Origin of the sequence: Caulobacter vibrioides OR37, from assembly GCF_000372645.1 — a bacterium.
GTDB lineage: Bacteria > Pseudomonadota > Alphaproteobacteria > Caulobacterales > Caulobacteraceae > Caulobacter > Caulobacter vibrioides_E.
Genome location: NZ_APMP01000013.1, coordinates 72522 through 98146 on the forward strand (window position 1 = coordinate 72522; position 25625 = coordinate 98146).

General features: G+C 69.1%; 21 protein-coding genes and 2 pseudogenes. 13 read left to right on the forward strand and 10 right to left on the reverse strand.

The window, feature by feature from the left end; genetic code table 11:
• Nucleotides 1-8 precede the first annotated feature (8 nt).
• The 3 genes from OR37_RS11665 (at nt 9) to OR37_RS11675 (ending at nt 5442) form a co-directional block, all read left to right on the forward strand.
• Nucleotides 9-1304: a TetR family transcriptional regulator gene (locus OR37_RS11665; RefSeq protein ID WP_165570606.1), complete on the forward strand. Its 1296-nt coding sequence runs from the start codon at nt 9-11 to the stop codon at nt 1302-1304.
• A 171-nt stretch (nt 1305-1475) separates the two neighbouring features.
• A complete protein-coding gene (locus OR37_RS11670) occupies nt 1476-3740 on the forward strand; it encodes a TonB-dependent receptor (protein WP_004619928.1) in 2265 nt (754 codons plus the stop codon).
• A 91-nt stretch (nt 3741-3831) separates the two neighbouring features.
• Entirely contained in the window at nt 3832-5442 is a 1611-nt protein-coding gene (locus tag OR37_RS11675) for an alkaline phosphatase D family protein (protein ID WP_004619930.1), read from the forward strand.
• Nucleotides 5443-5445: 3 nt separating this feature from the next.
• Here OR37_RS11675 and OR37_RS11680 read toward each other — a convergent pair whose 3' ends face one another.
• Both OR37_RS11680 and sapA read right to left on the reverse strand, forming a co-directional pair.
• A complete protein-coding gene (locus tag OR37_RS11680) occupies nt 5446-5658 on the reverse strand; it encodes a DUF5961 family protein (RefSeq protein ID WP_004619931.1) in 213 nt (70 codons plus the stop codon).
• 129 nt (nt 5659-5787) lie between these two features.
• Nucleotides 5788-7746, reverse strand: a complete 1959-nt coding sequence (gene sapA, locus OR37_RS11685) for a protease SapA (protein WP_004619933.1) — start codon at nt 7744-7746, stop codon at nt 5788-5790.
• A gap of 256 nt (nt 7747-8002) precedes the next feature.
• Between sapA and OR37_RS22335 the strand changes: the two are divergent.
• A pseudogene (locus OR37_RS22335) lies at nt 8003-9222 on the forward strand (OmpA family protein).
• A gap of 241 nt (nt 9223-9463) precedes the next feature.
• Here the strand turns inward: OR37_RS22335 and mnmD are convergent.
• Nucleotides 9464-11215, reverse strand: coding sequence for a tRNA (5-methylaminomethyl-2-thiouridine)(34)-methyltransferase MnmD (mnmD, locus tag OR37_RS11695; protein ID WP_004619940.1), 1752 nt, complete (start codon nt 11213-11215; stop codon nt 9464-9466).
• A 243-nt stretch (nt 11216-11458) separates the two neighbouring features.
• Here mnmD and OR37_RS22125 point away from each other — a divergent pair.
• Nucleotides 11459-11542: pseudogene (locus tag OR37_RS22125) on the forward strand (hypothetical protein); the annotation flags it as partial.
• A gap of 110 nt (nt 11543-11652) precedes the next feature.
• Here the strand turns inward: OR37_RS22125 and OR37_RS11700 are convergent.
• Nucleotides 11653-11991: a hypothetical protein gene (locus tag OR37_RS11700; protein WP_004619941.1), complete on the reverse strand. Its 339-nt coding sequence runs from the start codon at nt 11989-11991 to the stop codon at nt 11653-11655.
• A 135-nt stretch (nt 11992-12126) separates the two neighbouring features.
• Nucleotides 12127-12993 (reverse strand): flagellar motor stator protein MotA, encoded by an 867-nt coding sequence (gene motA / locus OR37_RS11705; RefSeq protein WP_004619943.1) that lies wholly within the window; start codon nt 12991-12993, stop codon nt 12127-12129.
• Between the two features lie 135 nt (nt 12994-13128).
• Between motA and OR37_RS11710 the strand changes: the two genes are divergently transcribed.
• Nucleotides 13129-14451, forward strand: a complete 1323-nt coding sequence (locus tag OR37_RS11710; protein WP_004619945.1) for an MFS transporter — start codon at nt 13129-13131, stop codon at nt 14449-14451.
• Nucleotides 14452-14478: 27 nt separating this feature from the next.
• On the opposite strand, the gene fixK is transcribed toward OR37_RS11710, so the two are convergent.
• On the reverse strand, nt 14479-15129 hold the full coding sequence (gene fixK, locus OR37_RS11715) for a transcriptional regulator FixK (protein ID WP_004619947.1): 651 nt from the start codon (nt 15127-15129) through the stop codon (nt 14479-14481).
• Between the two features lie 172 nt (nt 15130-15301).
• Here fixK and fixT point away from each other — a divergent pair, with 172 nt between their 5' ends.
• Both fixT and OR37_RS11725 read left to right on the forward strand, forming a co-directional pair.
• Entirely contained in the window at nt 15302-15661 is a 360-nt protein-coding gene (gene fixT / locus OR37_RS11720) for an oxygen-responsive sensory/signaling system negative regulator FixT (RefSeq protein WP_004619949.1), read from the forward strand.
• A gap of 40 nt (nt 15662-15701) precedes the next feature.
• On the forward strand, nt 15702-16205 hold the full coding sequence (locus OR37_RS11725; RefSeq protein WP_035017300.1) for a hypothetical protein: 504 nt from the start codon (nt 15702-15704) through the stop codon (nt 16203-16205).
• Here OR37_RS11725 and fixJ read toward each other — a convergent pair.
• Nucleotides 16202-16813, reverse strand: a complete 612-nt coding sequence (gene fixJ / locus OR37_RS11730; RefSeq protein ID WP_004619954.1) for a response regulator FixJ — start codon at nt 16811-16813, stop codon at nt 16202-16204. The genes OR37_RS11725 and fixJ overlap by 4 nt on opposite strands.
• Nucleotides 16806-18293, reverse strand: a complete 1488-nt coding sequence (locus tag OR37_RS11735) for a PAS domain-containing sensor histidine kinase (RefSeq protein ID WP_004619955.1) — start codon at nt 18291-18293, stop codon at nt 16806-16808. Before OR37_RS11735 ends, fixJ begins: the two co-directional genes overlap by 8 nt.
• A 339-nt stretch (nt 18294-18632) precedes the next feature.
• Here OR37_RS11735 and OR37_RS11740 point away from each other — a divergent pair, with 339 nt between their 5' ends.
• A complete protein-coding gene (locus OR37_RS11740; protein WP_004619957.1) occupies nt 18633-19454 on the forward strand; it encodes a PhzF family phenazine biosynthesis protein in 822 nt (273 codons plus the stop codon).
• Nucleotides 19455-19465: 11 nt separating this feature from the next.
• Here OR37_RS11740 and OR37_RS11745 read toward each other — a convergent pair whose 3' ends face one another.
• A complete protein-coding gene (locus tag OR37_RS11745; RefSeq protein ID WP_004619959.1) occupies nt 19466-19810 on the reverse strand; it encodes a hypothetical protein in 345 nt (114 codons plus the stop codon).
• A gap of 246 nt (nt 19811-20056) precedes the next feature.
• On the opposite strand from OR37_RS11745, the gene OR37_RS11750 reads away from it, so the two are divergent.
• On the forward strand, nt 20057-21256 hold the full coding sequence (locus OR37_RS11750) for a glycosyltransferase (RefSeq protein ID WP_004619960.1): 1200 nt from the start codon (nt 20057-20059) through the stop codon (nt 21254-21256).
• Nucleotides 21257-21342: 86 nt separating this feature from the next.
• Here the strand turns inward: OR37_RS11750 and OR37_RS11755 are convergent, their stop codons facing one another.
• Nucleotides 21343-23232, reverse strand: coding sequence for an ATP-binding protein (locus OR37_RS11755; RefSeq protein WP_004619961.1), 1890 nt, complete (start codon nt 23230-23232; stop codon nt 21343-21345).
• Nucleotides 23233-23417: 185 nt separating this feature from the next.
• Here OR37_RS11755 and OR37_RS11760 point away from each other — a divergent pair, with 185 nt between their 5' ends.
• From OR37_RS11760 to OR37_RS11770, 3 genes are all read left to right on the forward strand, one after another.
• On the forward strand, nt 23418-23744 hold the full coding sequence (locus tag OR37_RS11760) for a hypothetical protein (protein WP_004619963.1): 327 nt from the start codon (nt 23418-23420) through the stop codon (nt 23742-23744).
• 58 nt (nt 23745-23802) lie between these two features.
• Complete coding sequence (locus OR37_RS11765; RefSeq protein WP_004619964.1) at nt 23803-24234, forward strand: hypothetical protein; 432 nt, start codon at nt 23803-23805, stop codon at nt 24232-24234.
• A gap of 135 nt (nt 24235-24369) precedes the next feature.
• Nucleotides 24370-25545, forward strand: coding sequence for a phosphoserine transaminase (locus tag OR37_RS11770; protein ID WP_004619966.1), 1176 nt, complete (start codon nt 24370-24372; stop codon nt 25543-25545).
• Nucleotides 25546-25625 lie beyond the last annotated feature (80 nt).

Genomic DNA, 25625 nt, shown 5'->3' on the forward strand with positions numbered 1-25625 from the left:
TGTCGGGCATGCCCGCGCGCTCTGTTTCGATGGCCGTCACCGCTCCGGATCGCGAGGAGGCGAGGGCGCGCGCGGTGGCCGCGGCGATGGACATCGTCGCCGAGCAGGGGCTGGCGGCGCTGTCGGTGCGCGACCTGGCGGCGGCGATCGGCAAGAGCACGACCGTCATCTTCAACCTCTTCCAGACCAAGGCCGGGGTTGTCGCGGCCATGGTCGAGGCGGCGATGGTCGAGGACGCGGCCTTCCACGACGCGTTCCTGTCGCGGGTCGACGGGCTGGCGCTGGATCAGCGGCGGGTGGTCGACATCACCGCGCGCTACGTGCTGGCCCGCGCCGAGCCGGGCGCGCGTTTCGCGCGGATCTGGGAAGAGGTGCTGATCGATCCCGAAGCGCCGCGGGCGGTCCGCGAGCCGATGCGGCGCTGGATGGCGATGCGCGAGGCCAAGCTCGGCGCCTTCCTGGCCCGCGACGCGCGGCTGGCGCGGCTGAGCGCGGTCTATCCGCCCTACCTGCTGATGGAGGAGCTCTACGCCAGCGCCCTGGCGCGGCGGTTGGACTACGAGCTCCTGCTGCGCGAGAGCCTGGAGGGGCTGGTCGCCATGGCGTTCGCGGCCGCGCCCGACGGCGAACCGGCGGTGGCGGACTGGTTCAACGACGCCCTGCCGCTGCCCGAACCGCCGAGCAAGCGTTACGAGGCCGGCTCGGTGAAGCTGCGCCTGCTCGATATCTGCGCCGACCAGATCCTGGAGCGCGGCGTCGGCGCGGTGACCAACCGCACGGTCACCCAGGCGGCGGGCGTCTCGACCTCGACCATCCTCTACCACTTCGCCGACATGCGCGGCTTCCTGACCGAGGCCATCTGGCACGCGGTGTTTCGAGAGATCCCCGGCTATCTGGACGTCCGTAGTCCGCGCGACGGCGAGCGGCCGTCGGATCTGGCCGGACTGACGGCTCTGCTGGCTCCGACCCTGCGTCCCGGCCCGCCGGAGGCGCCCGGCCTGGCGGGCTTCTATGTCAAATACGCCCGCCTGATCGCCCAGATCTGCCTGATGGCGCGGCGGGATCCGGCCTTCGAGAACCTGGCCATGCTGCTGCGCGGGCCGGAGGGGGGCGGCACCTATGCCCGCCGCCACGCCGTCTGGCCGCCGATGTTCGACATGACGCGGCTGGCCGCCATGCGCTTCGCGATCTGGATCAAGGGCGCGGCCCTGCTGAGCGCGGCCTTTCCGGAGACCGAGGGGCGCGATCTGGAGGCGCGGCTGGGCCAGGCCGCCCTGACCCTGGTTCCGTTGATCCAGGCTTAGTCGAACGTCCGATATCGGAAGGGCCGCCAATCCCGGGTTTCAAGCGCGGGTTGTGCGGCCAGTATGGCTAATTCAAAGGGGTTCATCAAAGCGACACGCCGCCGCCCTATATGCCCTCGCTGTCGAACAGATGATTTTTCCGGCGATCGTATCCGGGAAAGAAGGGGCGTCATGCGTAGACTGTCGAAAGCACAATTCATCGCCGCGTTGATGAGCACGGCGGCCATGCTGGCCGGGCCGGCCCTCGCGGCCGAAAGCCCCGCGCCGAGCGCGGACGACGCCGTCGCCAACCGGCTGGACGAAGTGACCGTCACGGCGCGCCGCCGCGCCGAGTCCGAACAGAAGGTCGCCGCCGCCCTGACCGTGATCAGCGGCTCGGAGCTGGATCGTCGCAACATCCAGACCGTCAACGACCTGGAAAACAGCGTGCCGAACCTGGAGGTCACCAGCCAGCTGGGCGGCGGCCAGCCGCAGTTCCGCATCCGGGGCGTGGGCCTGACCGACTACGCCGCCAACAACACCGGCACGGTCGGCGTCTATGTCGACGAGATCGCCTATCCGTATGGCTCGATGACCCAGGGCGCGCTGTTCGACGTGGCCCGCATCGAGGTGCTGCGCGGTCCGCAAGGCATTCTCTATGGCCGCAACACCACCGGCGGCGCGGTCAGCGTCATCACCAACGCCCCGACCCGGACGTTCGACGCCGGGGTCACCGCCTCGTATGGCCGCTTCGACGCCGCGCACGTGGACGGCTTCGTCTCGGGTCCGCTGACCGAGACCCTGGCCGCGCGCCTGGCCGTGACCACCGACCAGGGCGGCGCCTGGCAATATAACCGCGACACCCACGAGAAGCTGGGCGACAAGGATCGCTGGGCCGCCCGGCTGAAGCTGGACTGGAAGCCCAGCGACAAGACCGAGATCGACGGTTCGGTGCACTACAACCGCGACCAGTCCGACGGCCTGGGCCTGCGCTTGGTGACGCGGCCGTTCCAGTCGCACAACTACGCGCCGATCGGGCGGCTGTATCCGATCGACACCGATCCGCGCATCACCGGCTGGGGCATCTCGCCGTACTTCGCCCAGCTGATCGGCGCGCCGACCAACGCCAAGCCGTTCCGCAACAACGAGGGCTGGGGCGTCAACACCCGCCTGCGCCACGACTTCGGCTGGGCCGCCCTGACGGCGGTGGTCGGCTACGAGGACTTCAAGCGTCGCGAATTCAACGACTGGGACGCCACCGCCTCGAACGAGGCCGGCACCTACTTCTTCAACAAGATCGACACCCTGTCGCAGGAGGTCCGCCTGGCCTCGCCCGGCGACAAGGCCTTCCGCTGGCTGACCGGCCTCTACCACTCGACCGAGACCGTCAACGGCGGCTTCTATTCCGACTTCTCCGAGGCCGCGAGCCTGAAGGACTGGATGTCGACGACCTACAAGCAGGACGTCGAGACCACCGGGGTGTTCTTCAACCTCGACTACGATCTGACCCAGCGCCTGACCCTGTCGGGCGGCCTGCGCTGGGAGGACGAGACGCGCGAGCTGAAGGGCTTCAAGACCGAGATCCTGGCCCCGACCTATTCGCTGCTGGCCAGCACCAGCAAGAACCGCCACATGGGCGAGTGGTCGGGCAAGGTCGGCGCCGAATATCACTTCACCGGCAACGTCCTGGGCTATGCCAGCGTGGCGCGCGGGGTGAAGTCGGGCGGTTTCACCACCTACAACAGCGGCCTGCCCTCGCAGCTGGACCCGTTCGATCCGGAAAAGCTGATCGCCTACGAAACGGGCGTGCGCTCGGAGTTCTTCGATCGTCGCCTGCGCGTCAACGCGGCCGTCTTCTATTACGACTATCGCGACGAGCAGCTGCAGGGCGTGCTCTATACCCAGACGGGGCGGGTCGGCCGGATCATCAACGTGCCCAAGTCGCACATCGAGGGCGGCGAGCTGGAAATCACCTGGAAGCCGACGGCGCGCCTGACGATCAGCCAGTCGCTGGGCTACAAGTACGGCCAGTACGACGAGTTCTTCTTCGTCAACGCCACCGCCACCGAGGCCGCCAAGGACCCGGTGACCGGCCAGTACAACAAGATCATCTACAGCGACCGTTCGGGCGAGCGCCTGCCGTTCCCGCGCGTCGACTACAAGGGTTCCGTCAGCTACGTGATGGACGTCGGCGCCTGGCAGGTCGAGGCCGAGACCAACTACAACTATCGCAGCGACCAGTTCAGCACGTCGTCGAACTCGGTGATCGGCGACTACTGGCTGTTCAACGCCAGCCTGACGGCGCGTCCTGCCAACGGCAAGTACGCCGTCGGCGTCTGGATGAACAATGTGACCAACAGCTATTTCGAAGAAACGCGGAACGCCTTTATCTCGGCGGCGACGGCGTCGCCGCACGAGCCGCGGACCTATGGCGTGCGGGTGTCGTACCGCTACTGATCGACGGCCGTTTCCCCTTCGGCCATCGGCCTCGCCCCGGCGCGTCGCGCGCGCCGGGGCGAGGTTCTCGCGTTTTGGATAGGAGCTGGACATGACGATGGATCGCAGGCGGGTGGTGGGCTCGGGCCTGGCCCTGGGCGTCGCGGCCTTGGCCCCCGAGGCGCGGGCGCGCGAACCGGTGTTCCGTCACGGCGTCGCCAGCGGCGAGCCGGCGCCGGACCGCATGTTGCTGTGGACGCGGGTCACGGGCCTCGACCAGCCGACCGGCCGCTGGCGCATCGCCACCGATCCGGGCCTGCGCGACGTGGTCGGGCAGGGCGCCTTCGCGACGGGCGCCGAGCGGGACTTCACGGTCAAGGTCGAGGCGAGCGGCCTGAAGCCGGCGACCGACTACTGGTACCAGTTCGAGGCCGGCGGCCAGCGCTCGCCGATCGGCCGCACGCGCACCCTGCCGGTCGGGCGCACCGATCATCTGGATATCGCCCTGGCCTGCTGCGCCATGTACGGCATGGCCTATTTCCACGCCTATCGGGCCATCGCCGAGCGCCGGAACCTCGACGCGGTGCTGTTCATCGGCGACTACATCTACGAATACGGCGCCTCGACCTATCCGGGTCTCGCCGCCGTGCGTCAGGTCGACCCGCCGCGCGACACGGTCACGCTGGACGACTATCGCCGCCGCCTGGCCCAGGCGCGCGCCGACGCCGACCTGCAGGCCGCCCACCAGCGCGCCCCCTGGATCTGCGCCTGGGACGATCACGAGATCGCCAATGACGACTGGATGCACGGCGCCCAGCATCACGACCCCGCCAAGGACGGCGATTGGGAAGCGCGCAAGGCGGCCGCCGTCCGCGCCTATTACGAGTGGATGCCGATCCGCGATCCCGACCCGGCCGATCCCTACGGGATTCAGCGATCGGTGGCGTTCGGCGACCTGGCCACGCTGATCGTGCCCGAGACCCGGCTGAAGGCCCGCGAGGCCCAGCTGACCCTGGCCAAGGATCTGGACCGGCTGCCCGACGGCCGTCCGGACCTCGACGGCTTCCGCCGCAAGATCGCCGATCCCGCCCGCCGGATGGTCGGACAGCAACAGATCGACTGGCTGGCCGGCGAGATGAAGGCTTCGGTGGCGGCCGGCAAGCCCTGGGTGCTGCTGGGCAGCGCCACGGTGATGGCCGACTACGTCTATCCGGACATGAGCCGCTGGGCCCCGGCCTCGGGTCCGATGAAGGGCTTCTTCGAGCTGACCAAGCTGGAGCTGCCGATGCTGAACCTCGACGGCTGGTCGGGCTACGCCGCCGAGCGCCAGAGGATCTATGACGCCATCCGCGCCAGCGGCGCGCGCACGGTGGTGCTGTCGGGCGACAGCCACATGGCCTTCGTCAACGAGCTGCACGACGACCGGGGCCGCGTGGCCGTGGAGGTGTCGACCAGCACCCTGACCGGCCCGTCCCTGGGCGTGGTGCTGGAGATGAAGGACACCCCGTTCGGCCAGCGCCTGGCCGAGCGCAACCGCGACGTCCTGTGGTGCGACCCGCTGGCGGTCGGCTTCGTCCTGGTCCATCTGACGCGCGAGGCGGTGGAGACCAGCTTCGTCGCCGTCGCCGATTCCCGCGCGCCGACGTCCTCGACCTTCGTCCAGCGCCGGGCTCGCGCGGTCGCCGAGCGCGACGGCGTCAGCGCCTGGACTCAGTCGAGCTAACCATCAGCCGCAAGGCCGGGTCTCGCCGGTCGCCAGATCGACCCGGAAGCACTGCTCGCGGCCGGTGTCCTCGTCGCGGACGACGACGGCGATCGCCGCGTCCGGGGCGTGGGCGAAGTCCTCGAGATAGGCGAGCGCCGCCGCCTCGGGGGTGGCCTCGTCGAACGCGCGCACGTGACGCGCGTGGGGATCGCGAACGCGGACGGTGAAGGGCATGGACCGGCTCCGGATCTGGCCTTAGAGCGTGATAGCCGAAAGTGTGAGCGGTTTCGGCGTTTATCACGCTCTAAATGTTTGATTTATAAGGCTCTAGCCCCCTCGAAACGCGCCGGACGCGAAACGGATTCAGGTCAGATTGTATTCCGGCTTGGCGTAGACGCCGATCAGGTCGACGCCGAACACGTTGTGGGTGACCTGGTCGGCGAAGAGCGCGTCGGCGGACTTGGCGTAGACGCCGACGTCGGCCTTGACCGCCTCGGCCATCAACCAGCCGACCATCGCCGCCTTGGTTCCCTGGCCGTTGGCGCCGTCGCCGCCATAGCTGGCGAAATAGTCGGCGCGCGTATCGATCAGCGCGTGGATCTTGGCGTCGGTCGGCGTGAGGCCGAAGATCGTCGCATAGGCCTTGCGGGTGGCGTCGAACAGGCTCAGCGCGCCATAGCTGGCGACGAAAGCGTCCTTGCCCTCGCCCAGCTTGCCCAGATTGACCGCGAAATTGATGTAGCGGTTCTCCAGATTGAACGACTGGTAGTAGGCGCTGTTGAGGTTGTTGGCGTTCGGGCCGGTCGGCGAGACCAGATAGTCCATGCCGGCGGCGGTCGGCGTCTTGCCGGTGAAGAACTCATAGGACAGCACGGCCACGGCGCTGGCGCCGGCGGCGGCCTTGACCACCTGAGCGATGGCGTCGGCGGAGCTTTCCCCGCCGGCCATGGCGGTGGCGATCGTCTTGGTGATCGGCTCCGCGGCCGGGATGAACGGCGCCAGGCGCAGCACCGCGGTGATGGCCGAGGCCACGCGGCTGTCGACCATCGACACCGTTCGGTCCGAGAAGGCCAGGCTCTCGATATTGACCAGGGTGTCGGTGCCGTCGGTTCCGACATTGTCCTTGATCGTCCAGCCGCCATTGGCGTTGGCGGTCAGCGCGTAGTTCGCGAACTTGCCCGCGAACACGGCGGTGTCGAAGCCGCCCTGGCCGTCCAGGGTGTCGTTGCCCGCCCCGCCGGTCAGGATGTTGTCGGCCGCGTTGCCGGTGATGATGTCATTGCCCGAGCCGCCGATGGCGTTCTCGATGACCGTGCCCATGGCGATGGCGACATTGCCGGTCAGGCCGCCGACGCTGGAGAAGAAGCCCTGCCGCAGGTCGATCGTCTGGGGGACCTTGTAGCCGGAGAAGTCGAAGGTGTCGTTGCCGCCCGCGTCCCAGACGGCGAACACCAGCTTGCTGGACGCCGAGGTGGCGGTGAACCAGTCGCGGCCGCTGTTGGAGTTGAAGCCGTAGACCGTGTCGCCGGTGCGCGTGGTCATGTTCGCGCCATAGGCCAATTGGGCGGCGGCGATGTCGTCCAGCAGCGGCGAGGACGCGTAGGCGCCGCCGAACGACGCGCCGGTGTTGCTCTCGCTGAAATAGGACATCACCGTGTATTGGCGGCTGTCCTCGTAATAGGACGCGTCGTTGGCGTAGGTCAGGGTCTTGTTGGCGCTGGCTTCGTAGTCGCTGGGGTGCGCCAGGCCGATCGCATGGCCCAGCTCGTGGACCAGGACCTGGCCGCCATAGTTCGAGCCCGACGGGTTGGTGTTGTACGACAGGGTCGAGTTGAGCCAGACGTCGCCGGAGCTGCTGCTGACGGCGGTATTGCCCGGATAGAAGCCGAAGGCCGCCGCGCCCGACTCGCCGGCGCTGTAATTGCCGAACAGGATCGAGGCGCTGTCGCTATAGGCCGCGTCGCCGCTGGTTCCCGAGCCGACGCGGACGAAGGTGATGTTGGCCACGTCGGACCAGGCCTGCAGCGCCTTCTCGGCCTGGGTGATCTGGGCCGCGTTGAATTGAGAGAAGCCCGAGGTGTCGGAGGGCATCTTGGTCGGGGCCGTGGCGCGGAAGGCATAGGTCACGGTCGCCGGAACGCCCAGCGCCGCCGACCATCCTGGCTCGCCGCGCAGCAGTTGCGAGGCGGCCTGGTCGACCGTCATGCTGGGCTTGCCGCCCACCACGCCGGTGCGGGAGTCGGCGTTGACGAACGCGCTGGGCCCCTCGACGCCGTTGATCGACGCGGGTTCCGGGCCGTCCGGGAACAAATTCTGACTCAAGCGCCGTACTCCTAGCGTCCCCGTCGCGGCGAGTATGGGCGGTGTCGAATTCCTCTGCAATCTTCGCTATTTGCGACATGACGGCACAGCGCTCCGGTCACGCTTTCAGAGGGTGTCCCGTGTCGGGTTCCGAACTTTCGACCGTTTTTGCTCCGCTTTTGTTGCTTATCAGCAACACCCAAATTCGGGGATCGCGCGTTTGTGGTGCTGGTCCGGGGACGTGTCTGACCCGCGACACAAACAGAGGGTTTTGCTTATGAATATGCGGTTGCTGGTCGGCGTCGCGGCGGTTGCGCTGAGCGCCGCCTCGGGCGCCTTGGCGCAAAGCGCCACCAGTGGTTGGTACGTCGCCGCCGATGTCGGCTATCACGATCCGTCGGGCGTGAAGACCACCACCACGAACAATCTGGACTGGACGTTCTCGGGCGATCACGATTGGACCGGCTTCGGCCGCTTCGGCTACAAGTTCTCGCCGAACTTCCGTCTGGAAGCCGAATACGGCTATCGCCCCGGCGATCTGAAGAGCGTCCTGAGCCCGACCGCCAACGCCGCCCAGCCGATCGGCCTGTGCGCGCCCGGCGTGACCCGCTCCGCCGCTTCGCCGGCCTGCGGCAAGCCGAACGGCTCGCTGAAGGCCCAGACGGCGATGGCCAACGCCATCTTCGACATCGCCCCGAACTCGAGCCTCAACCCGTTCATCGGCGGCGGCGTCGGCGTGGCGTGGGTGCAGAACAAGGCCTATGGCCAGCTGTCGGGCCTGCCGGCCACGGGCGGCTTCGCGCCGTACCAGAACACCAACTTCAACGACACCGACCAAGCCATGGCCCTGCAGGCCATCGCCGGCGTGGCGTGGAACTTCGCCGACAACTGGTCGCTGGACCTGACCGGCCGCTACCTGCGCACCTCCAAGCTCAACTGGGGCTCGGTGACCCAGAACGCGGGCCCCGGCGTCGGCAACATCTACGACGTCGGCTACGCCTCGGGTCGCTACAAGGACGCGTCGGTGACGCTGGGTCTGCGCTACACCTTCGGGTCGGCCCCGCCGCCCCCGCCGCCCCGCCTCCGCCCCCGCCGCCCCCTCCGCCGCCTCCGCCCCCGCCGCCGCCTCCCCCGCCGCCGCCGCCTCCGGCTCCGGCCTATGAGGCTCGCGAGTTCGTGGTCTACTTCCCGTTCGATCAGTACATCCTGACGCCGGAAGCCCAGGCCGTGGTGCAGCAGGCCGCCGACTACGCCAAGGGCGGCAACGCCTCCAAGATCGTGGTGGTCGGCCACACCGACACCTCGGGCTCGGACAAGTACAACCAGAAGCTCTCGGAACGCCGCGCCAAGGCGGTGGCCGACGGCCTGGTCAGCCTGGGCGTCCCGGCCACGACCCTGTCGGTCGACTGGAAGGGCGAGAAGGACCTGGCCGTGCCGACCAAGGACGGCGTCAAGGAACCGCTGAACCGCCGTTCGACGGTTTCGATCACCTTCTGATCCTAGCGATCAAGGAAGTGGGAATGGGGGTCGGCCTTCGGGCCGGCCCCTTTTTCTTGGGCGTCGGCAAGCGCTGTCCGGAAACGAAAAGACGCTCCCGATGGGGCGTCGGGAGCGTCCGATCCGGCGGAACCAAGAGGGCGGAGGTCCGCCGTCGACGAAGCCGGGGGCGCCGGCCGCGTGGGGTGGAACGTGCGAGGCGACAAGCGACCGCCCCGAGCGCTCCGATAACCGTGTTCAACTATACGCCGTATCGCCGGGCAGGCGAGTCGAAACGGCCGGGTTCGACCAGGTGCGACAATTGGCGCGGCAGCGGCGAGGGGCGGCCCAGCATCCGGGCGACCAGGTGCTCGGCCAGCAGCGGCGCCAGGCAGAAGCCGCGCGAGCCCAGGCCCGCCAGCACGATCAGGCCGTCGTCGCTGGTCCCCGCCAGCGGCAGTCGGTCGGGCGTGGTGGCGCGCACCGCCGCGCGGCCCTCGAAGGCGGCGCCGTCCAGCCGGGCGGCCAGGCCGAGCAGGCCCTTGCGCAGCGTCTCCAGATTGCGGGCGTGGTCTTCGGAGCGCACGTCGGTGGCGGTGTCGTCACGGTCGTGCGTCGCCCCGAACAACACGCCCTCGCGCGTCGGAACGGCGTAGCCGCCGAAGGCGACGGCGGGCGTGGAGGGACCGGCGGTCCAGCTGGCCTGGCCGCGCACCGGGCGGACGACCAGGTCCGGGGCCAGGTCGGCGATCGCCGCGCCGGTCGCCAGGGCCACGCGGTCGACGCCCAGGATCGTTTCGCCCGCCGCGTCCAGCAGCCGCCAGCCCGCGCCGTCGCGCTCCAGCTTGGCGACCCGGCGGCGAAGGACCTCCCCGGTCCAGGCGGCGGTCACGACGGGCGGCGCGATGACCAGGGCCGAACCCATGGCCAGGGCGCCGTCCTGGTCCAGAGTCATGGTTCCCGGCTCGAACAGGTCCTGGCCCGCCACGGTCGCGAAGCGGGCCGGGTCGCGCTCGGTCTGGGGCAATTGCCGCACGCCCCGCGCGATCACCGCGTCGGGCAGCGCGGCGTACAGGCTCGCGGCGCGGGCCAGGGCCTGGGCGTAGAGGGCCGCGCGCGGGCCGCCGCCAGCGTCGAGGGCCGGCGTGACCAGGGCGGCGGGGTTGCCCGAGGCGGCGACCGCGTCCGGATCGTCGACGACCACGACCTCCAGACCCTCCGCGCGCGCCGCGCGGGCCAGGGCGGCGCCGGCGATCCCCCCGCCGATTACGGCCAGGGTCCTCGGCGGAGGGGGCGCGGCGCCGGCGGCCTGGCTGGGCACCCAGGCCTCCAGGCGCTCGCGCTTGCGGCCAAAGCCCGGGCGCTTGGCGACCTCGAAGCCGGCCGCCGCGAGACCCCGCCGCACCGCGCCGGCCACGGTGAAGGTCGCCGCCCGCGCGCCCGGCGCCGAGCGGGCGGCGACGGCGGCCAGCACCTCGTCGCGCCACATGGCCGGGTTCAGGGCGGGGGAGAAGCCGTCCAGGAACCAGGCGTCGGCCGCCCCGTCCCAGGCCTCCAGCGCCTCGACCACGTCCATCACGGCCAGGTCCAGCACCGCGCCGAAGCCGGGCAGGTCGATCCGGTGGAAGCCCCGGGCCCGGCCGGGCCAGTGGTCCAGCAGCGCCTTCGCCGCCTCGCCCAGCTCGGGCCAGTGGCCCAGGATCCGCGCGGCCTCGTCGCGCGTCAGCGGGTGGGCCTCGATCGAGAAGATGTTCAGCCGCCCCCCCGCCGGCTTTTCCCGCCGCCACAGGTCCAGCAAAGCGGCGATGTTCAGTCCCGAGCCGAACCCCAGCTCGCCGACGGTGAAGCGGGCGCCGAACCGCTCGGGCAGGCCGCAGCCGGCCAGGAACACCGCCCGCGTCTCGGCCAGGCCGTCGACGCTGGAGAAATAGACGTCGCCGTAAAGACTCGACTGCGGCAGTCCGTCCTCGCGCCAGACCAGCGGCGAGCCATCGGAAGAGACGTTGGAACTCATGCCGCTGCTAGAGCGCCGAGGCGGGCATGGCGTCAACGGAAAAGGGCGGTCGCTGGGCGGTCTGTCTCTTCCCGCTTTGATGGGTAGGGGATCTTATTTCCACCCTTCATCACGCGCGGGCGGGAATGGTCCGAGGGTCCGCATTCGGCGCTGGCGGTGATGGCTTTTCACGAGCCAGGGCGGGCGTTCGGATATTCAGCGCTCACCTACCGCCCATCATCCCGCGCTTTATGCGCGGGACCCATGGTTCAGCTTTCACCTAAGCGCTTAGTTCCGCGCTGCACTTGCGGCGGACAAATGGGTCCCGCGCATAAAGCGCGGGATGACGGTTGAAATAAGGACGGAAACCCAACCCGCCCAGACCATCGCCTCGGGCCGCCCATAACGGCGTTCCCAACCGAGATGGCGACGCCGCCGCCATCCCGGGTGGGGCGTCCCTAGTGGGCGTCCTTCTTGGCCTCTTCCTTCTTGGCCGGGGCGTCGGCGGGCGCGGAGGCGGGGGCCGAGGTGGCGCCGGTGGCGGCGGCGTCCGCGGCCATGCTGTCGGCGGGCGGCGCAGCCGGAGCCGCGGCGGCGTCGGCGGCGGCCTTGTTGGCGTCGGCGGCGGCCTGGTCCTTGGCCGAGGCGGCGTCGGTCACGGTGCTGGCGTCGGCGGCGGCGGCCTTGGCGGCGGCGCTGTCGCCCTCGGCGGCGTCCTTCTTGCCGCAGGCGGCCAGCGACAGGGCCGCGACGGCCACGCCGGCGATCAGGAACTTGCGAAGAACGGTGGAGCTCATGAGGTTTCCCCTGGCGACGGCCGCCCTCGCGGCGGCCTTCAGCGAAGGGAATACCGGTTCGAAAGCCCGCGCAAGCCAGGACTTCACGGGGCCGTGATCAGGCGACCTCTCGGCCCGCGAAGGCCGCGGGGAGTCTTATTCGTTCGGCATCTGCGACAGGGCCTCTTCCAGCTCGGCGAAGCTGGGCTGGGCCGGCGAGGGGACATTGCCGCGGCCGATCTCGACCGAGATCTGGGCGGCGTTGCCGTGCAGGTGGGCCACCAGCACCGCCTGGATGATCTTGTAGAAGGCGCCTTCCTCGTTGACGACCGAGGTCAGGCGCAGGGCGAACGGCGCGACCAGGCCATAGGCCATGAACACGCCCAGGAAGGTGCCGACCAGGGCGCCGCCGATCATGCCGCCCAGCACGGCGGGCGGCTCGGTGATCGAACCCATGGTCTTGATCACGCCCAGCACGGCGGCCACGATGCCCAGCGCCGGAAGGGCGTCGGCCAGGGATTGCAGGGCGTGGGCGGGCTCGAGCGCCTCGTGGTGGTGCTTTTCGAGCTGCTTTTCCATCGCGTCCTCGACCTGGTGCGGATCTTCCAGGTTCATGGTCATCATCCGCAGCGTGTCGCAGATGAAGTCGACGGCGAAGTGGTCGTGGGTGATCTTGGCGTAGCGGCCGAAGATCGTGCTCTCGTGCGGCTTTTCGATGTGGCTTTCCAGGGCGATGACGCCCTTGGACTTCATCGTCTTGGTCAGCAGGAACAGCAGGCTCAACAGGTCGCGATAGTCGGCCGCGTTCCACTTGGGGCCCTTGAAGATCTTGCCGAAGCCGCCGGCCGTGGCCTTGATCGTCGTCATCGAGTTCGAGATCAGGAACGAGGCGATGCCCGCGCCCAGGATACACATCAGCTCGTGCGGGGCGGCCTCGATGATGACGTCCATCTTGCCGCCGGACATGATGAACGAGCCGAACACCAGGCCGAAGAGCAGGACAATGCCGATGATCTGGAACATGGTGCTTTAGCCGACCCCGCGAATGACGGCGCATCATCGGATTTAATGATTAATCCAAGGTTCCCTGCGCGACCATAAGGCCGCGATGGCCGCGACGGATTGCGCCCTGTCGCGGGTAGGTCTAACGGTTGTTTGATGACAGGGGAGACTCAAGAGGCCCGGGACAACCGAGGCCCATTCGCCATTCTCTTCGGCGTGTCCGTGGCGACCGCCCTGGGGAACACGGGCATGTTGTCGGTGCTGCCCGCCATCGGCCGGCAGATCGGCATTCCCGACGCCATGGTCGCGGCCATCTTCTCGCTGTCGGCGGTGCTGTGGGCGATCACCTCGCCGATCTGGGCGCGACAGTCCGACATCCGAGGACGCAAGCCGCTGATCCTGCTGGGCCTGGGCGGGTTCTGCCTGTCGATGAGCCTGTGCGCCATCGTCGTCTCGGCGGGCCTGCGCCACGTGGCCGCGCCGATGGTGATCTTCGTGCTGTTCCTGCTGTCGCGCGCGATCTTCGGCGGCTTCGGCTCGGCCGCCAACCCGGCGACCCAGGCCTATATGGCCGAGCGGACCAGCCGCGAGGAGCGCACCCAGACCATGGCCACCCTGGCCGGGGCCACGGGCCTGGGCACGGTGGTGGGGCCGCTGCTGGCGCCGCTGTTCGTGCTGCCGATCGTCACCCTGGCCGGGCCGATGTTCGCCTTCGCCGTGCTGGCGGCCGTCATGCTGTTCGTCGTGCATCGCGGCCTGCCCGAGACCTTCAAGCCGGTCGGGGGCGGCGAGACGCCGCCGCGCCGCCGACGGGCCCTGCCGTTCCTGGGCGGCGGCTCCGACGTCGCCCTGTGGAAGGACGAGCGCCTCAAGCCGTTCCTGATCTTCGGCTTCCTGGTCGCCTCGTGCCAGACGGCCCAGACCCAGACCCTGGGCTTTCTGATCATCGACAAGCTGGGCCTTTCGCCGATCAAGGCCCAGGGCTTCATCACCCTGGCCATGGCGGCTGGGGCGGTGGCGGGCCTCCTGGCCCAGTGGGGTCTGATCCGCATGTTCCGCATGGGCCCGCGCGAGCTGATGCGCTGGGGCGTCGGCTGCGCGGCGGTGGGCAACGCGGTCGTCGCCTTCGCCCCGGACTACGCCGCCGTCGCCATCGGCTACGCGATCGCCTGCCTGGGCTATGGCTTCGCGCGGCCCGGCTTCACGGCCGGGGCCTCGCTGTCGGTCGGCGCGCGCGACCAGGCCGGGGCGGCGGGCGCGATCGCCGCGATCAACGGCCTCAACGTCGTCGTCGCGCCGCTGTTCGTGCTGCTCTACGAGCGCGTCGGATGGGGGCCGTTCGTGCTGAACGCCGCCATCCTGGTCGGCCTGCTGGCCTACGCCCTGCGCCAGGCCATGCTGCGCGCGATCTCCCAGACCGGACCCGAGACCGAGGCGACGATCGCGGGCTTGGAGCGCGCCGACGAGGGCGGGGTTTAGGGGGCGCCCGCTACTCCGCGCGATATTCTAGAGAACCATCCGCTCCAGGGCGCGGCGGTCCTTCAGCACCACGTGGCGCACGGTCGGCAGGGCGATCAGGCCCTCGTCCTGCAGGCTGGTCAGGGCCCGCGAGACGGTCTCGATCGTCAGGCCCAGATAGTCGGCCATGTCCTGGCGGCCCATCGGCACGTCGATCTCGGCGTCGGCGCGGGTGCGCTGGGCGATGTCGAGCAGCAGGCCCACGACCCGTTCGATCGCCGAGCGGCGGCCCAGCATCAGCACGTGGTCCTGGCTGCGTTGCAGGCCCTCGGCGGTCAGGTGGAAGACCGCGCGGGCCGCGTCGCCGCGACGCGCCACCAGGTCGCTGAGCGCGCCCCGGCGGATCATCCGCACGCTGGTGTCGCACATGGCCTCGGCGGTGACGCGGTGCGCCTCGCCCATCTCCCAGCCGAAATAGTCGCCGGCGAACAGGAAGGCGTCCACCTGGCGACGGCCGTCGCGCAGGATGCGATAGGTGCGCACCGAGCCCGAGACCACTTGGTAGATGTAGTCGGCGTCCTCGCCCTCGCCGAAGATCTCCTCGTCGCGGGTCAGCCGCAGGCAGGCGCCCGGCGTGGGCAAGGCGGCGTCGAACAGATGATCGGTGTCAAAGCTTTTGGCGCGGATCGGAGACAACATGGAGAACCCCCTTGGCTTGAGAGGGTTATCGCGCCCCGGACGCCGCGCGGAAATTCGTGGACCACGCCTAAGGAAGCCTCGCTAAGGGGAATTGCTTAGGCGCGTCCGCGTACCCGTCGAGTTTTGACGCCGATCAAGGCGCGGCGGCGGGATCGCGCGGAGTCTGGGCGCCATGTGCGATCGGCCTGACCTGTCGGATCCCCGACCCTTGATCCTGCTCCTGGTGGCCGACGAGCCGCTGAGGGAAGCCTTGCGCTTTTCCCTGGAGACGGAAGGCTACGCCGTCAGCGCCCCGGCCGCGCCCGACGCCTGCATGGCCTGCGTCGACTGCAGCGCCGCCGCCTGCGTGGTCATCGACGACAGCGATCGCTCCTGGCCCCACCGGGTGGGCGGGCGTCCGACCATCGTCCTGACCGGCGACGCCGAGCGGCTGGTGCGCGCGGGCGTGCGCGGCGTGTCGGTGGTCGAAAAGCCCCTGCTGGACGACGCCCTGGGCCGCCGGCTGGCCGAGGTCCTCGGCGCCCAGGTCTAGAGGGCGGCCTTACCCCCTGGCGCCTTACGGGCTAAAGACGATGGCCGTGCTCGCGCGCGCGGATCGTAATGGTTTTCCCGAGGTCTCCAACATGGTGGAAAACAGCCGAAGCATCGGCGGGGGAGCGGCGCGGGGCCTGCTGGTCGGTCTGTTCCACGCTGTTTGCGGCCTGCTGCTGCTCTGGACGATCCCCACCCAGTTCGTATCGTTGCGGATCGCGCGGAGCGACATCTCGACGGGCGGCGCCTGGGTCGCGGTGTTCGTGCTAGGCCTCGTCCCCTTCCTGGTCGCTATGGCGCTGCTGGGCATGGGCGTTGGCGTCGTCGGAGCCGTCCTGCCGTCGCGCGTCCTCAGAGGCCTGGTGTCGGCGCTGATCTTCGGCCTCGTGCTGGTTCTGATGGCGATCAGCGCGCAAGTGTCGCCAGACAACGTCTTCTCGATCGCGACGGGCATTCCGATGATGTTCGACGGGCCGCTGCCGATCGGCCTGACGGCGATCGTCGCGGCGATTTCCTTCGGCTCGGCCGGGATAACCCGCGCCTAACCCCGCGCCGACAGCGTCATCCGCACCAGGGCCGCCAGGTTGTCGGCCTGCATCTTGGTCATCAGCTTGGCGCGGTAGATCTCGACCGTGCGCGGGCTGATGCCCAGGTCGCGGGCGATGACCTTGTTGGCGTGGCCGGCGACGACGCCGTCCAGCACCTGGCGCTCGCGCTCCGACAGGGTCTCGATGCGCTTGTGGATCGCCGCCTGGTCGTCGGAGACGGCGCTGGGCGCCTCGACCAGGTCGAAGGCCCGCCGAAGGGCGTCCAGCATCCGCGATTCCGAGAACGGCTTTTCCAGGAAGTCCGCCACGCCCGAGCGCATGGCCTCGACGGCCATTGGAATGTCGCCGTGTCCAGTGATCATCACGATCGGCATACGCACCTTCAGCGCCGACAGGCGGGCCACCAGGTCCTGGCCGCTCATCTCGGGCATCCGCACGTCGGTGATGATCACACCCGGTTTGGCGGTCGGCAGGGCGTCCAGGAAGGCCGGCGCGCTGGCGTAGGACTCGACCTCGAAGTCGGCGGATTCCAGCAGGAAGGCCAGCGACTCGCGGGCGCTCTCGTCGTCGTCCACCACGTGGACGACCTGGGGGGCGTCACTCATCGAGGGTCTCCTTCTGGGCGATGCGCGCCTCGACGGGCGGCAGGGTAAAGCGGAACAGGGCGCCGCCGCCGGGATTGGCCTCGGCCCAGATGCGGCCGCCGTGCGCCTCGATGATCGAGCGCGAGATCGACAGGCCCACCCCCATGCCTTGCGGCTTGGTGGTCATGAACGGCTGGAACAGGCGCTCGCGCACCGACTCGGCGATGCCGGGGCCGGTGTCGGCGACGCTGATCCTGGCCCAGCCGTCCTCGGTCTGGTCGGTGCTGATCAGCAGCGCCCGCTTGCGCGGATCGGAGGCCTGCATGGCGTCGATGCCGTTGCGGATCAGGTTCAGCAGCACCTGCTGGACCTGCACCCGGTCGGCGAACACCGCGTCGGCGCGCGGGTCGAGATCGAGGCGCACGTCGACCTGCCGTTCCTTCTCGCCGATCAGGGCCAGGGCCGAGGCCTCCTCGATCAGCTTGGACAGGCTTTCGACGGCGCGCTCGCTGGCCCCGCGCCGGACGAAGTCGCGCATCCGGTGGATCACCTCGCCGGCCCGCAAGGCCTGGGCGGCGGCGCGGTCGATGGCGTCGCGCACCTTGGCCTGGTCGGCCTCGCGGCCTCGGTCGATCAGGCGCCGCGAGCCGGTCAGCAGGTTGGCGATGGCCGACAGCGGCTGATTCAGCTCGTGCGCCAGGGTCGAGGCCATCTCGCCCATGGCCGTCAGGCGCGAGACGTGGACCAGCTCGTTCTGCAGCTCCTGCAGGCGCGTCTCGGTCTCCTGGCTTTCGGTCAGATCGCGGATGAAGCCGGTGAACGAGGGCGTCGCGCCCTTGGTCTCGCCGACCGCAAGCTCCATCGGGAAGGTCGAGCCGTCCTTGCGCCGCCCCACCACCACGCGTCCGGAGCCGATGATCCGCTTCTCGCCGGTGCGGGCGTAGCGCTCCATGTATTTGTCGTGGGCCGACCTGTAGGGCTCGGGCATCAGCAGCGAGACGTTGCGGCCCAGGACCTCGTCCTGGGTCCAGCCGAACATCCGCTCGGCGGCGGGGCTGAACGAGGTCATGATCCCGGCGCGGTCGATGACCACCACCCCGTCGGGCACGGTGTCGAGGATCGAGCGCAGGTGGTCATTGACCGCCGTCGCCCGTCGCCGCGCGGCGTGGAACCAGCCGCCGCCGATGGCCATGCCGAAGCCGACCGACAGGAAGATCGCCGCCGCCAGGCCGTTGACCATGTCGAACGGAGCGCCCCGCGTCTCCCACCAGACCGCGGCCCAGGCGAAGGTGGTGGCGAAGACGCCAGGTCCCAGGCCGCCCAGCGCCGCGGCGATCAGCACCGCCGGCACGAACAGCAGGAACGACGACGGCGCGGTGAAGGCCTGCGGCAGATAGAGGTGCGCGATCACCGTCGCTATCACCGCCGCGCAGGCGGCCAGATAGGCGGTGGGACGCGGATCGCTGAACAGGGTCGAGGACAGGCCTCGCGCCGGCTTCATTGGCTTGAAAAGCTCCAACAGACTCTCGCCGTTATAGCCGAGCCCGTTTGAGCCAGGTCAAGGCAGGGCGTTTGCGTAACCGAGATGCTCCTCCAGCCTTGCAGAGGAGATGGAATATGTCGGGCGGACAAGAGGCTTATCTGGGTCTGGTCGTGGCGGCGTTCTCGGCCTTCGCGTTGACGCTGTTCGTGACCTACATCCGGGTGAACATGAAATAGGGCTGTTCAAGCCTATGGCGCGCGGCGGGCCGCGCGATTGTCACCGGGACAATAAAGGCTTTGCGCCGGCCCCCCGCCGCGCATAACAGCGATGACCATTGGATTTCGCGGGAGTTTCCCCATGCGCCAGTGGACCATCGACGCCTTCGCCAGCGGCCCGTTCAAGGGCAATCCCGCCTGCGTGGTCGAGCCCTTCGACGCCTGGCCGTCCGATGACGGACTTCAGGCCCTGGCGGCCGAGAACAATCAGGCCGAGACGGCCTATCTGCTGAAGACCAAGGATTCGGCGCGTTTTGGCCTGCGCTGGTTCACCCCGACGCGCGAGGCGCCGCTGTGCGGCCACGCCACCCTGGCGGCGGCCCACGCGCTGTTCGCCGAGATGGGCGTCGACGTTCCCTTGCTGACCTTCGACACCCTGTCGGGACCGCTGACGGTGCGGCGCGACGGCGAGCGGCTGGAGATGGACTTCCCCGCCGATCCGCCCCATCGGACGCCCGTTCCCGAGGGCTTGGCCGACGCCCTGGGCGTCGCGCCGACCGAGGTCTGGGCCGGGGCCTATCTGATCGCGGTGCTGAAGGACGAGGCGACGGTGCGAGGGCTGAAGCCCGACCTGGCGGCGCTGGGCCGCATCGCCGGCGAGGCGCGCGACGGGGCGGGCCAGACCGTGGTCGTCGCCCTGGCCGATCCGGACCAGCCCTATGCGGTGGTTAGCCGCTTCTTCGCGCCGGCCGCCGGCATTCCCGAGGATCCGACCACCGGCTCGGCGCACTGCATCCTGATGCCGCTGTTCGGCGAGCGCCTGGGCCAGGCGGTCCTGAGGTTCCATCAGGCCTATCCCGGCCGGGGCGGCGACCTGGAATGCGAAAGCCGCGGCGCGCGCGTTCTGTTGCGCGGCCGCGGCGTCACGGTCATCGAGAGCCGGCTCCGGGTGGAGCCGGCTTAAAGGCCTTCCGCTTACCAGCGGCCCGGGCCGCGGCCGTAGCCATAGCCGTACTGGTTGTCATGACGCTCGTAGCGGATGCGGGCGCTGATATTGTCGTAGCGACGGTCCAGGTCCGCGCGTTCCCAGCCGGTCAAGCCGCCGCGACGATAGTCGCGCTCCAGGCGGGCGGTGTCGCGCAGCTCGCCGCGCAGACGCCAGGCCTCGCCGCGCGTCAGCTGGCCGGAGCGCACGCCCCAGTCGATGCGGCGCTCCAGATTGTCGCGTCGATCGTACAGCGACTGCGCCGAGGCGACGGCGGGAAGGGTGACGGCCGCCAGGGCCGAGACCGCGGTGAGCGAGATCAGGATCTTCTTCATCGGTTCGGGTTCCTTTCGAAATGGGGTGTCGCGGGCGATCGCGACGATGGGGACAGGAAAACACGCCTCGCCTGAAGCGGTTCTGAGCCGCTCGTTATGTTCCGTTCATGTTTGAGGGACCCGAGCCTCGGTGGCGTCAACGCCAGCAGAACCGTCGTCGAGCGTCCGTAATCTTGGCCGTGGGCCCGCTCTCGTCGGTTGGGGGTGATCCTTAGTCGGAATGTCGATCCGTTCGCCGGAGGGGTGATGAACGCGCTCAAACCGTCGCGCAGTCTCGCGATCATGACCTTTCTGCACAGCTTCCAGCCGGGCGGGGTCGAGCGCGTGGCGCTTCGGCTGGCCGGGGCGTGGGCGGAGGCGGGCTGCGAGGTCGTGACCGTGATGGGCCGGCGGGACGGCCCCCTGGCCGCGGAGGCCTCCGACGCCGTGCGCTACCTGTTCGCGCCGCGCTTTCCGCCGGCCGTGGCCTTCGAGTCGGTCTGGATGGTCCCTTACCTGACGGCGGCGATCCTGCGCGAGAACCCCGACGTCCTATTCTGCGCCGGCAACACCTACGCGATCGTCGCCGTGCTGGTGCGGCTGCTGTTGGGGCGGCGCTGCCCGCCCATCGTCTGCAAGATCAGCAACAGCCTGGACCGCAAGGACTTCTCGCCCTGGATGGGGGCGCTTTACCGGCTGTGGCTTCGGATTCAGGCCCTTCATATCCAGCGTTTCGTGGGGCTGGCCGAGCCGATGCGCCCCGAGATGATCGCGGCGCTGGACCTGCCGCCCGAGCGGGTGGCCATCGTCGAGGATCCGGCCATCCGCCAGGCCGACATCGCGTCCGGCGAACGGACGCGCGCGCCCGGCGACGGGCGTCTCTTCCTCGGGGTCGGACGGCTGAATCCGCAGAAGGATTTTGGCCTGCTGATCCGCGCCTTCGCCAGCTTCGCGGGCGCGCGGGACCGCCTGGTGATCCTGGGCGAGGGCCCCGAGCGGGGGCGTCTGACCGAGCTGATCCAGACGCTGGGCGTCGCTGACCGGGTCGAGCTGGTCGGCCATGTGCCCGACACCTCGGATTGGCTGCGGCGGGCCGACGTCTTCGTGCTGTCCTCGCGCTACGAAGGGGTTCCGGCCGTGGTCATCGAGGCGCTGGCGGCCGGAACGCCGATCGTGGCCACCGATTGCTGCGTCAGCATGGCCGAGCTGCTGGACCACGGCCGGCTGGGCGACCTGACCCCGCCCGGCGACGTCGAGGCGCTGGCTGGGGCGATGCAAAGGATCCTGCGATGGCCCCGCGACGTGGCGGCGATGCGGGCCCAGGCCGCGCGCTTCACCATCGAGCGCTCGGGCGCGGCCTATCTCGACCTGATGGCGGGCGTGGCCGGACGCGCCGCTCTGCCCTGGACGTCCGCCGAGCAATCCCCGATGACGACGCGGGCGACGGAAGCGACGGCGGAGGCCTGAGCCTCGGCCTCGAGACGTGCTCGGACGGACAGACTGTTTAGAGCGTGAGATAAGCTGAAACCGGTTCCCACTTTCAGCCTCACGCTCTAAGCCGCCCGGGCCATGCGGGCGGCGGCGATGGCGGTCTCGATCGCGTCGTAGAGCTTGGTGACCTCGATCGGCTTGGCGACGTGGCCGTCCATGCCGGCGGCCAGATAGCCCTCGACCTGGTGGGCCAGGGCGTTGGCGGTCACGGCCACGATCGGCGTGCGGGCGCGGCCTTCGGCGATTTCCAGGGCGCGGATGGCCCGGGCGGCCTCCACGCCATCCATCACCGGCATGTGGATGTCCATCAGCACGATGTCGTAGTCGCCGGCCTTCCAGGCCTCGACGCAGGCCGCGCCGTCCGCGACCAGGGTCACCTCGGCGTTCAGCGGCGCCAGCACGGCCTCGACCACCTTCTGATTGGTCGGATTGTCGTCGGCGGCCAGCACGCGCGGGCGAGCGACGGAGGGGGCGCGCGGAACAGCCGCCAGCGAGGGCTGCTCGTCGTCGATATAGTGGACCTCGGTGAGGGTCTCCTCGCGCGGCGTGCTGACCAGGACGGTGAAGGTCGAGCCCCGACCTTCGCGGCTCTGCACCTTGATCGTGCCGCCCATCAGGTTGGCCAGTTCGCGGCAGATGGCCAGGCCCAGGCCCGAGCCGCCGAAGCGGCGGGTGGTCGAGCTGTCGGCCTGGACGAACTTGTCGAACAGGCGCGGCAGGATGTCGGGCGCGATGCCGATGCCGGTGTCGGCCACGTCGATGCGCAGGCCGTCGCCGTCCTCGGCCGAGGCGAAGCGCACGGCGACCGCGCCTTCCAGGGTGAACTTCAGGGCGTTGGAGACCAGATTGCCCAGGATCTGGCGCAGACGGTCGGCGTCGCCGCGCCACAGGCCCTGGGCCTCGGGGGCGACGGCGACCTCGAAGGCGAGTCTCTTTTCCAGCGCCTGGGGGGCGTAGGCCTCGCGCACCGACTGGGCCAGCTGGACGATGTCGAACGGGCGGTCCTCGATCTCCAGCCGCCCGGCCTCGATCTTGGACAGGTCCAGCACGTCGTTGAGGACGCTGAGCAGCACGGCGCCCGACTCGCGGATGACGCTCAGGCGCTCGCGCTGCGGGTCGGTGAGTTCGCCCATGGCCATGATGTCGGCCATGGCCAGCACGCCGTTCAGCGGGGTGCGGATCTCGTGGCTCATATTGGCCAGGAAGTGCGATTTCAGCACGTTGGCGGCGTTGGCGTCGTCGCGGGCGCGGACCAGTTCGGCCATGGCGCCGCGCAGGTCCTCGTCATTGGTCTCCAGCCGCGCCACCAGATGGTTGAAGCTGGCGGTCAGGCTGTGGAAGACGTCGTCGTCGGCGCACTGGTCCACGGGCTTGTAGCGCCCGCCGACGGCGGTTTCGTGCATGGCCTCGGACAGGCGCTCCATGGGCTTGGCCAGGCGGCGGGCCAGGCTGTTGGCCAACAGGATCGCCAAGCCCGCGGCGCCGAAGAACAGGGCGCCGGTCAGGGCCAGGTCGCGGGCCAGGGTCTGGCCGAGGCCGGGATGCTCGGCCAGCAGCACCAGCGTGCCCACCCTTTGGGCGCCCAGTTTGATGGGGCGGCTCAGCGTGTCGACGTCGGCGAGATCGGCCGGGCCCAGCTGGGCCACGACGCGGCCCTGCTCGTCGCTGATGCGCACCCCGGCGACGCCGGGCGCCTTGGCCACGGCCTCGAGGGCGCGGTAGGCGCCGACCATGTTGTGATCGGCCAGCGGCGCGGCGGCGCCGGCGGCCGCCATCTTGGCCAGGATCTCGTGATTGGCGCGGGCTTCCTGCCGCGCGACGCTCCACTGCTGCAACATGAAGCACAAACAAGCGGCCACCAGGGCGAGGACGGTCGTCGCCAGGGCGACACCCGCGATTCTCGCCTGCAACGGGGCGAGGGTGGACCCGCTATGGTTGTGACTTTCGCTCATGCGGCGTTGTCGACTCAATCAAGAGGAGACCCAATCAAGGCGTAGCGTTCCACAATCTCCCTAACGCTTCGCTTCCATGTTCCGAGCGCGCGCGACAAATCATCACTAACACACACTTTATGATTGCCTTTCCCTTAACAATCTATTTACCCTCACTTTTAGTGTTTCATTAACGGAGGCGGGTCTTGGAAAAGGTTTTTGTTGCGAAACGCGTGGCCAACAAGCTGGTCTCGACCGAGGCGGCCGTGGACGCGGCGATTGTGGAAGTCGGCGAGATGATGGCCGAGCTGCTGCAAGCGCGGAAGGATCTGAACCTGTCGGCCACGTTCGGCCATGACGTCAGCGTCAAGGTCGCCGATGCCATGCAGGCGCTGATCGCCGCGCGCACGGCCATGGTCGATGCCCATGCCCAGCTGGACGAGAGCCGTCTGCGCCTCGGCCTCCGCACGCGCATGGTCGGCGACATCAAGCCGGAAGACGCTGGTCCGACCGGTCTGCGCGAGGCCATCTAAGTCTCATTGCAATAGTTTAATACCTTCGGGCCTCTAATCTAGGTTAGAGGCCCGAAGCATGTTTGCGTATCAGCAACTGTTATTCTGGATTAATTGGCTGCTGCTGGCGGCGGCCTGCCTTGGCGCGTGGCGATGGGGCGGCCGGGCGGAGCGGAGCGGCGCGGCCTTGGTTCTGGCGACGTTCGTCGCCGTCGTCCTCGCCAGGCTGCTGCACGGCAAGGAACTCGTTCAAGGCGTCTACTTGGCGCTGGACGGCTTGCTGGCGCTAGGCCTTCTGATGCTGGCGCTACGCCACGCCACGCGCTGGCTCGGCGTCGCGGTGCTGCTGCAGGCCGTCCAGTTCAGCCTCCATGCCTACTATCTGGTGGAGGCCAAGCGTTACGACGCCTTCTATATCCTCGTGAACAATCTGGTGAGCCTTGGCGTGCTGGTCTGCCTGCTGGCGGGCGTGGTCATGGCCCGCCGCCGGTCGGCCCCCTCCGCAAAATAATTGCCGAGGGCGGACGATGACTTCGTCGGTCCGCAAAATCTTTTCTTGCAATCTCTCCCGAAACGCGGTTTTTCGCCTGCGGGCCACATCCCCCCAACGGGATGCAGTCCATCTGTAAGGATGGGAGACATCGCTATGACCACGACCCTCGCCAAGCCGGCGATCCGCCCGGCGCGTCCCGAGTTCTCTTCCGGGCCTTGCGCCAAAAGGCCTGGCTGGACCCCCGAAAATCTCAGAAACGCCGTTCTCGGCCGCTCGCACCGGTCGAAGCTGGGCAAGGCGCGCCTGAAGGCCGCCATCGACCAGACGCGCGAAGTGCTGGAAGTTCCCGCCGACTTCCTGATCGGCATCGTCGCCGGTTCGGACACCGGCGCCGTCGAAATGGCGATGTGGTCGATGCTGGGCGCGCGTCCCGTCCAACTGCTGGCCTTCGAGTCCTTCGGCAAGGACTGGGTCACGGACGTCACCAAGCAACTGAAGCTGCCCGACGTCGAGGTGCTGAGCGCTCCGTATGGCCAGCTGCCCGACACGTCCAAGGTCGATCCGGCCAAGGATCTGGTCTTCACCTGGAACGGCACGACCTCGGGCGTGCGCGTGCCGAACGCCGACTTCATCTCGGCCGACCGTGAAGGCATCACGATCTGCGACGCCACCTCGGCGGCCTTCGCCCAGGAGCTCGACTGGGCCAAGCTCGATGTCGTGACCTTCTCCTGGCAGAAGGCGCTGGGCGGCGAGGGCGCGCACGGGATCCTGATCCTGTCGCCGCGCGCCGTGGCCCGCCTGGAAAGCTACACGCCGGCCTGGCCGATGCCGAAGCTGTTCCGCATGACCAAGAACGGCAAGATCGCCGCCGACATCTTCGAGGGCGCGACGATCAACACCCCGTCGATGCTCTGCGTCGAGGACGCGCTGGACGCCCTGAAGTGGGCCTCGTCCATCGGCGGCCTCCAGGCCATGCAGGCCCGCGCCGACCAGAACCTGGCCGTGCTGGCCGACTGGGTCGCCAAGACCCCGTGGGTCGACTTCCTGGCCGCCACGCCGGACATCCGCTCCAACACCTCGGTGTGCCTGAAGGTCGTGGATCCCAAGATCACGGCCTTGCCGGAAGACGCCCAGGCCGACTTCGCCAAGAAGCTGGCCAGCCTGCTCGAAAAGGAGGGCGCGGCCCTCGACATCGGCGGCTATCGCGACGCCCCGGCCGGCCTGCGCATCTGGTGCGGCGCCACCGTCGAGGCTTCGGATCTCGAGGCCCTGACGCCCTGGCTCGACTGGGCCTTCGCCACCGTCTCGGCCGAACTGGTCGCCGCTTAAACTCTCATGCTCCGAGCCTCCCCTCCCCCTTGCGGGGAGGGGCAGGGGTGGGGGTGACCCCCCGCCGCCTCAGTGCTCGC

Bases quoted from the DNA above. Each gene is read 5' to 3' on its own strand.
- fixT (WP_004619949.1), top strand. From the start codon at position 15,302: ATGTGCGATCGGCCTGACCTGTCGGATCCCCGACCCTTGATCCTGCTC.
- OR37_RS11735 (WP_004619955.1), bottom strand. From the start codon at position 18,293: ATGAAGCCGGCGCGAGGCCTGTCCTCGACCCTGTTCAGCGATCCGCGT.
- OR37_RS11755 (WP_004619961.1), bottom strand. From the start codon at position 23,232: ATGAGCGAAAGTCACAACCATAGCGGGTCCACCCTCGCCCCGTTGCAG.
- OR37_RS11765 (WP_004619964.1), top strand. From the start codon at position 23,803: ATGTTTGCGTATCAGCAACTGTTATTCTGGATTAATTGGCTGCTGCTG.
- OR37_RS11680 (WP_004619931.1), bottom strand. From the start codon at position 5,658: ATGCCCTTCACCGTCCGCGTTCGCGATCCCCACGCGCGTCACGTGCGC.
- OR37_RS11670 (WP_004619928.1), top strand. From the start codon at position 1,476: ATGCGTAGACTGTCGAAAGCACAATTCATCGCCGCGTTGATGAGCACG.
- OR37_RS11675 (WP_004619930.1), top strand. From the start codon at position 3,832: ATGACGATGGATCGCAGGCGGGTGGTGGGCTCGGGCCTGGCCCTGGGC.
- OR37_RS11740 (WP_004619957.1), top strand. From the start codon at position 18,633: ATGCGCCAGTGGACCATCGACGCCTTCGCCAGCGGCCCGTTCAAGGGC.
- OR37_RS11745 (WP_004619959.1), bottom strand. From the start codon at position 19,810: ATGAAGAAGATCCTGATCTCGCTCACCGCGGTCTCGGCCCTGGCGGCC.
- OR37_RS11770 (WP_004619966.1), top strand. From the start codon at position 24,370: ATGACCACGACCCTCGCCAAGCCGGCGATCCGCCCGGCGCGTCCCGAG.
- OR37_RS11710 (WP_004619945.1), top strand. From the start codon at position 13,129: ATGACAGGGGAGACTCAAGAGGCCCGGGACAACCGAGGCCCATTCGCC.
- OR37_RS11700 (WP_004619941.1), bottom strand. From the start codon at position 11,991: ATGAGCTCCACCGTTCTTCGCAAGTTCCTGATCGCCGGCGTGGCCGTC.
- motA (WP_004619943.1), bottom strand. From the start codon at position 12,993: ATGTTCCAGATCATCGGCATTGTCCTGCTCTTCGGCCTGGTGTTCGGC.
- OR37_RS11665 (WP_165570606.1), top strand. From the start codon at position 9: ATGCCCGCGCGCTCTGTTTCGATGGCCGTCACCGCTCCGGATCGCGAG.
- mnmD (WP_004619940.1), bottom strand. From the start codon at position 11,215: ATGAGTTCCAACGTCTCTTCCGATGGCTCGCCGCTGGTCTGGCGCGAG.
- OR37_RS11725 (WP_035017300.1), top strand. From the start codon at position 15,702: ATGGCCGTGCTCGCGCGCGCGGATCGTAATGGTTTTCCCGAGGTCTCC.
- fixJ (WP_004619954.1), bottom strand. From the start codon at position 16,813: ATGAGTGACGCCCCCCAGGTCGTCCACGTGGTGGACGACGACGAGAGC.
- fixK (WP_004619947.1), bottom strand. From the start codon at position 15,129: ATGTTGTCTCCGATCCGCGCCAAAAGCTTTGACACCGATCATCTGTTC.
- OR37_RS11750 (WP_004619960.1), top strand. From the start codon at position 20,057: ATGAACGCGCTCAAACCGTCGCGCAGTCTCGCGATCATGACCTTTCTG.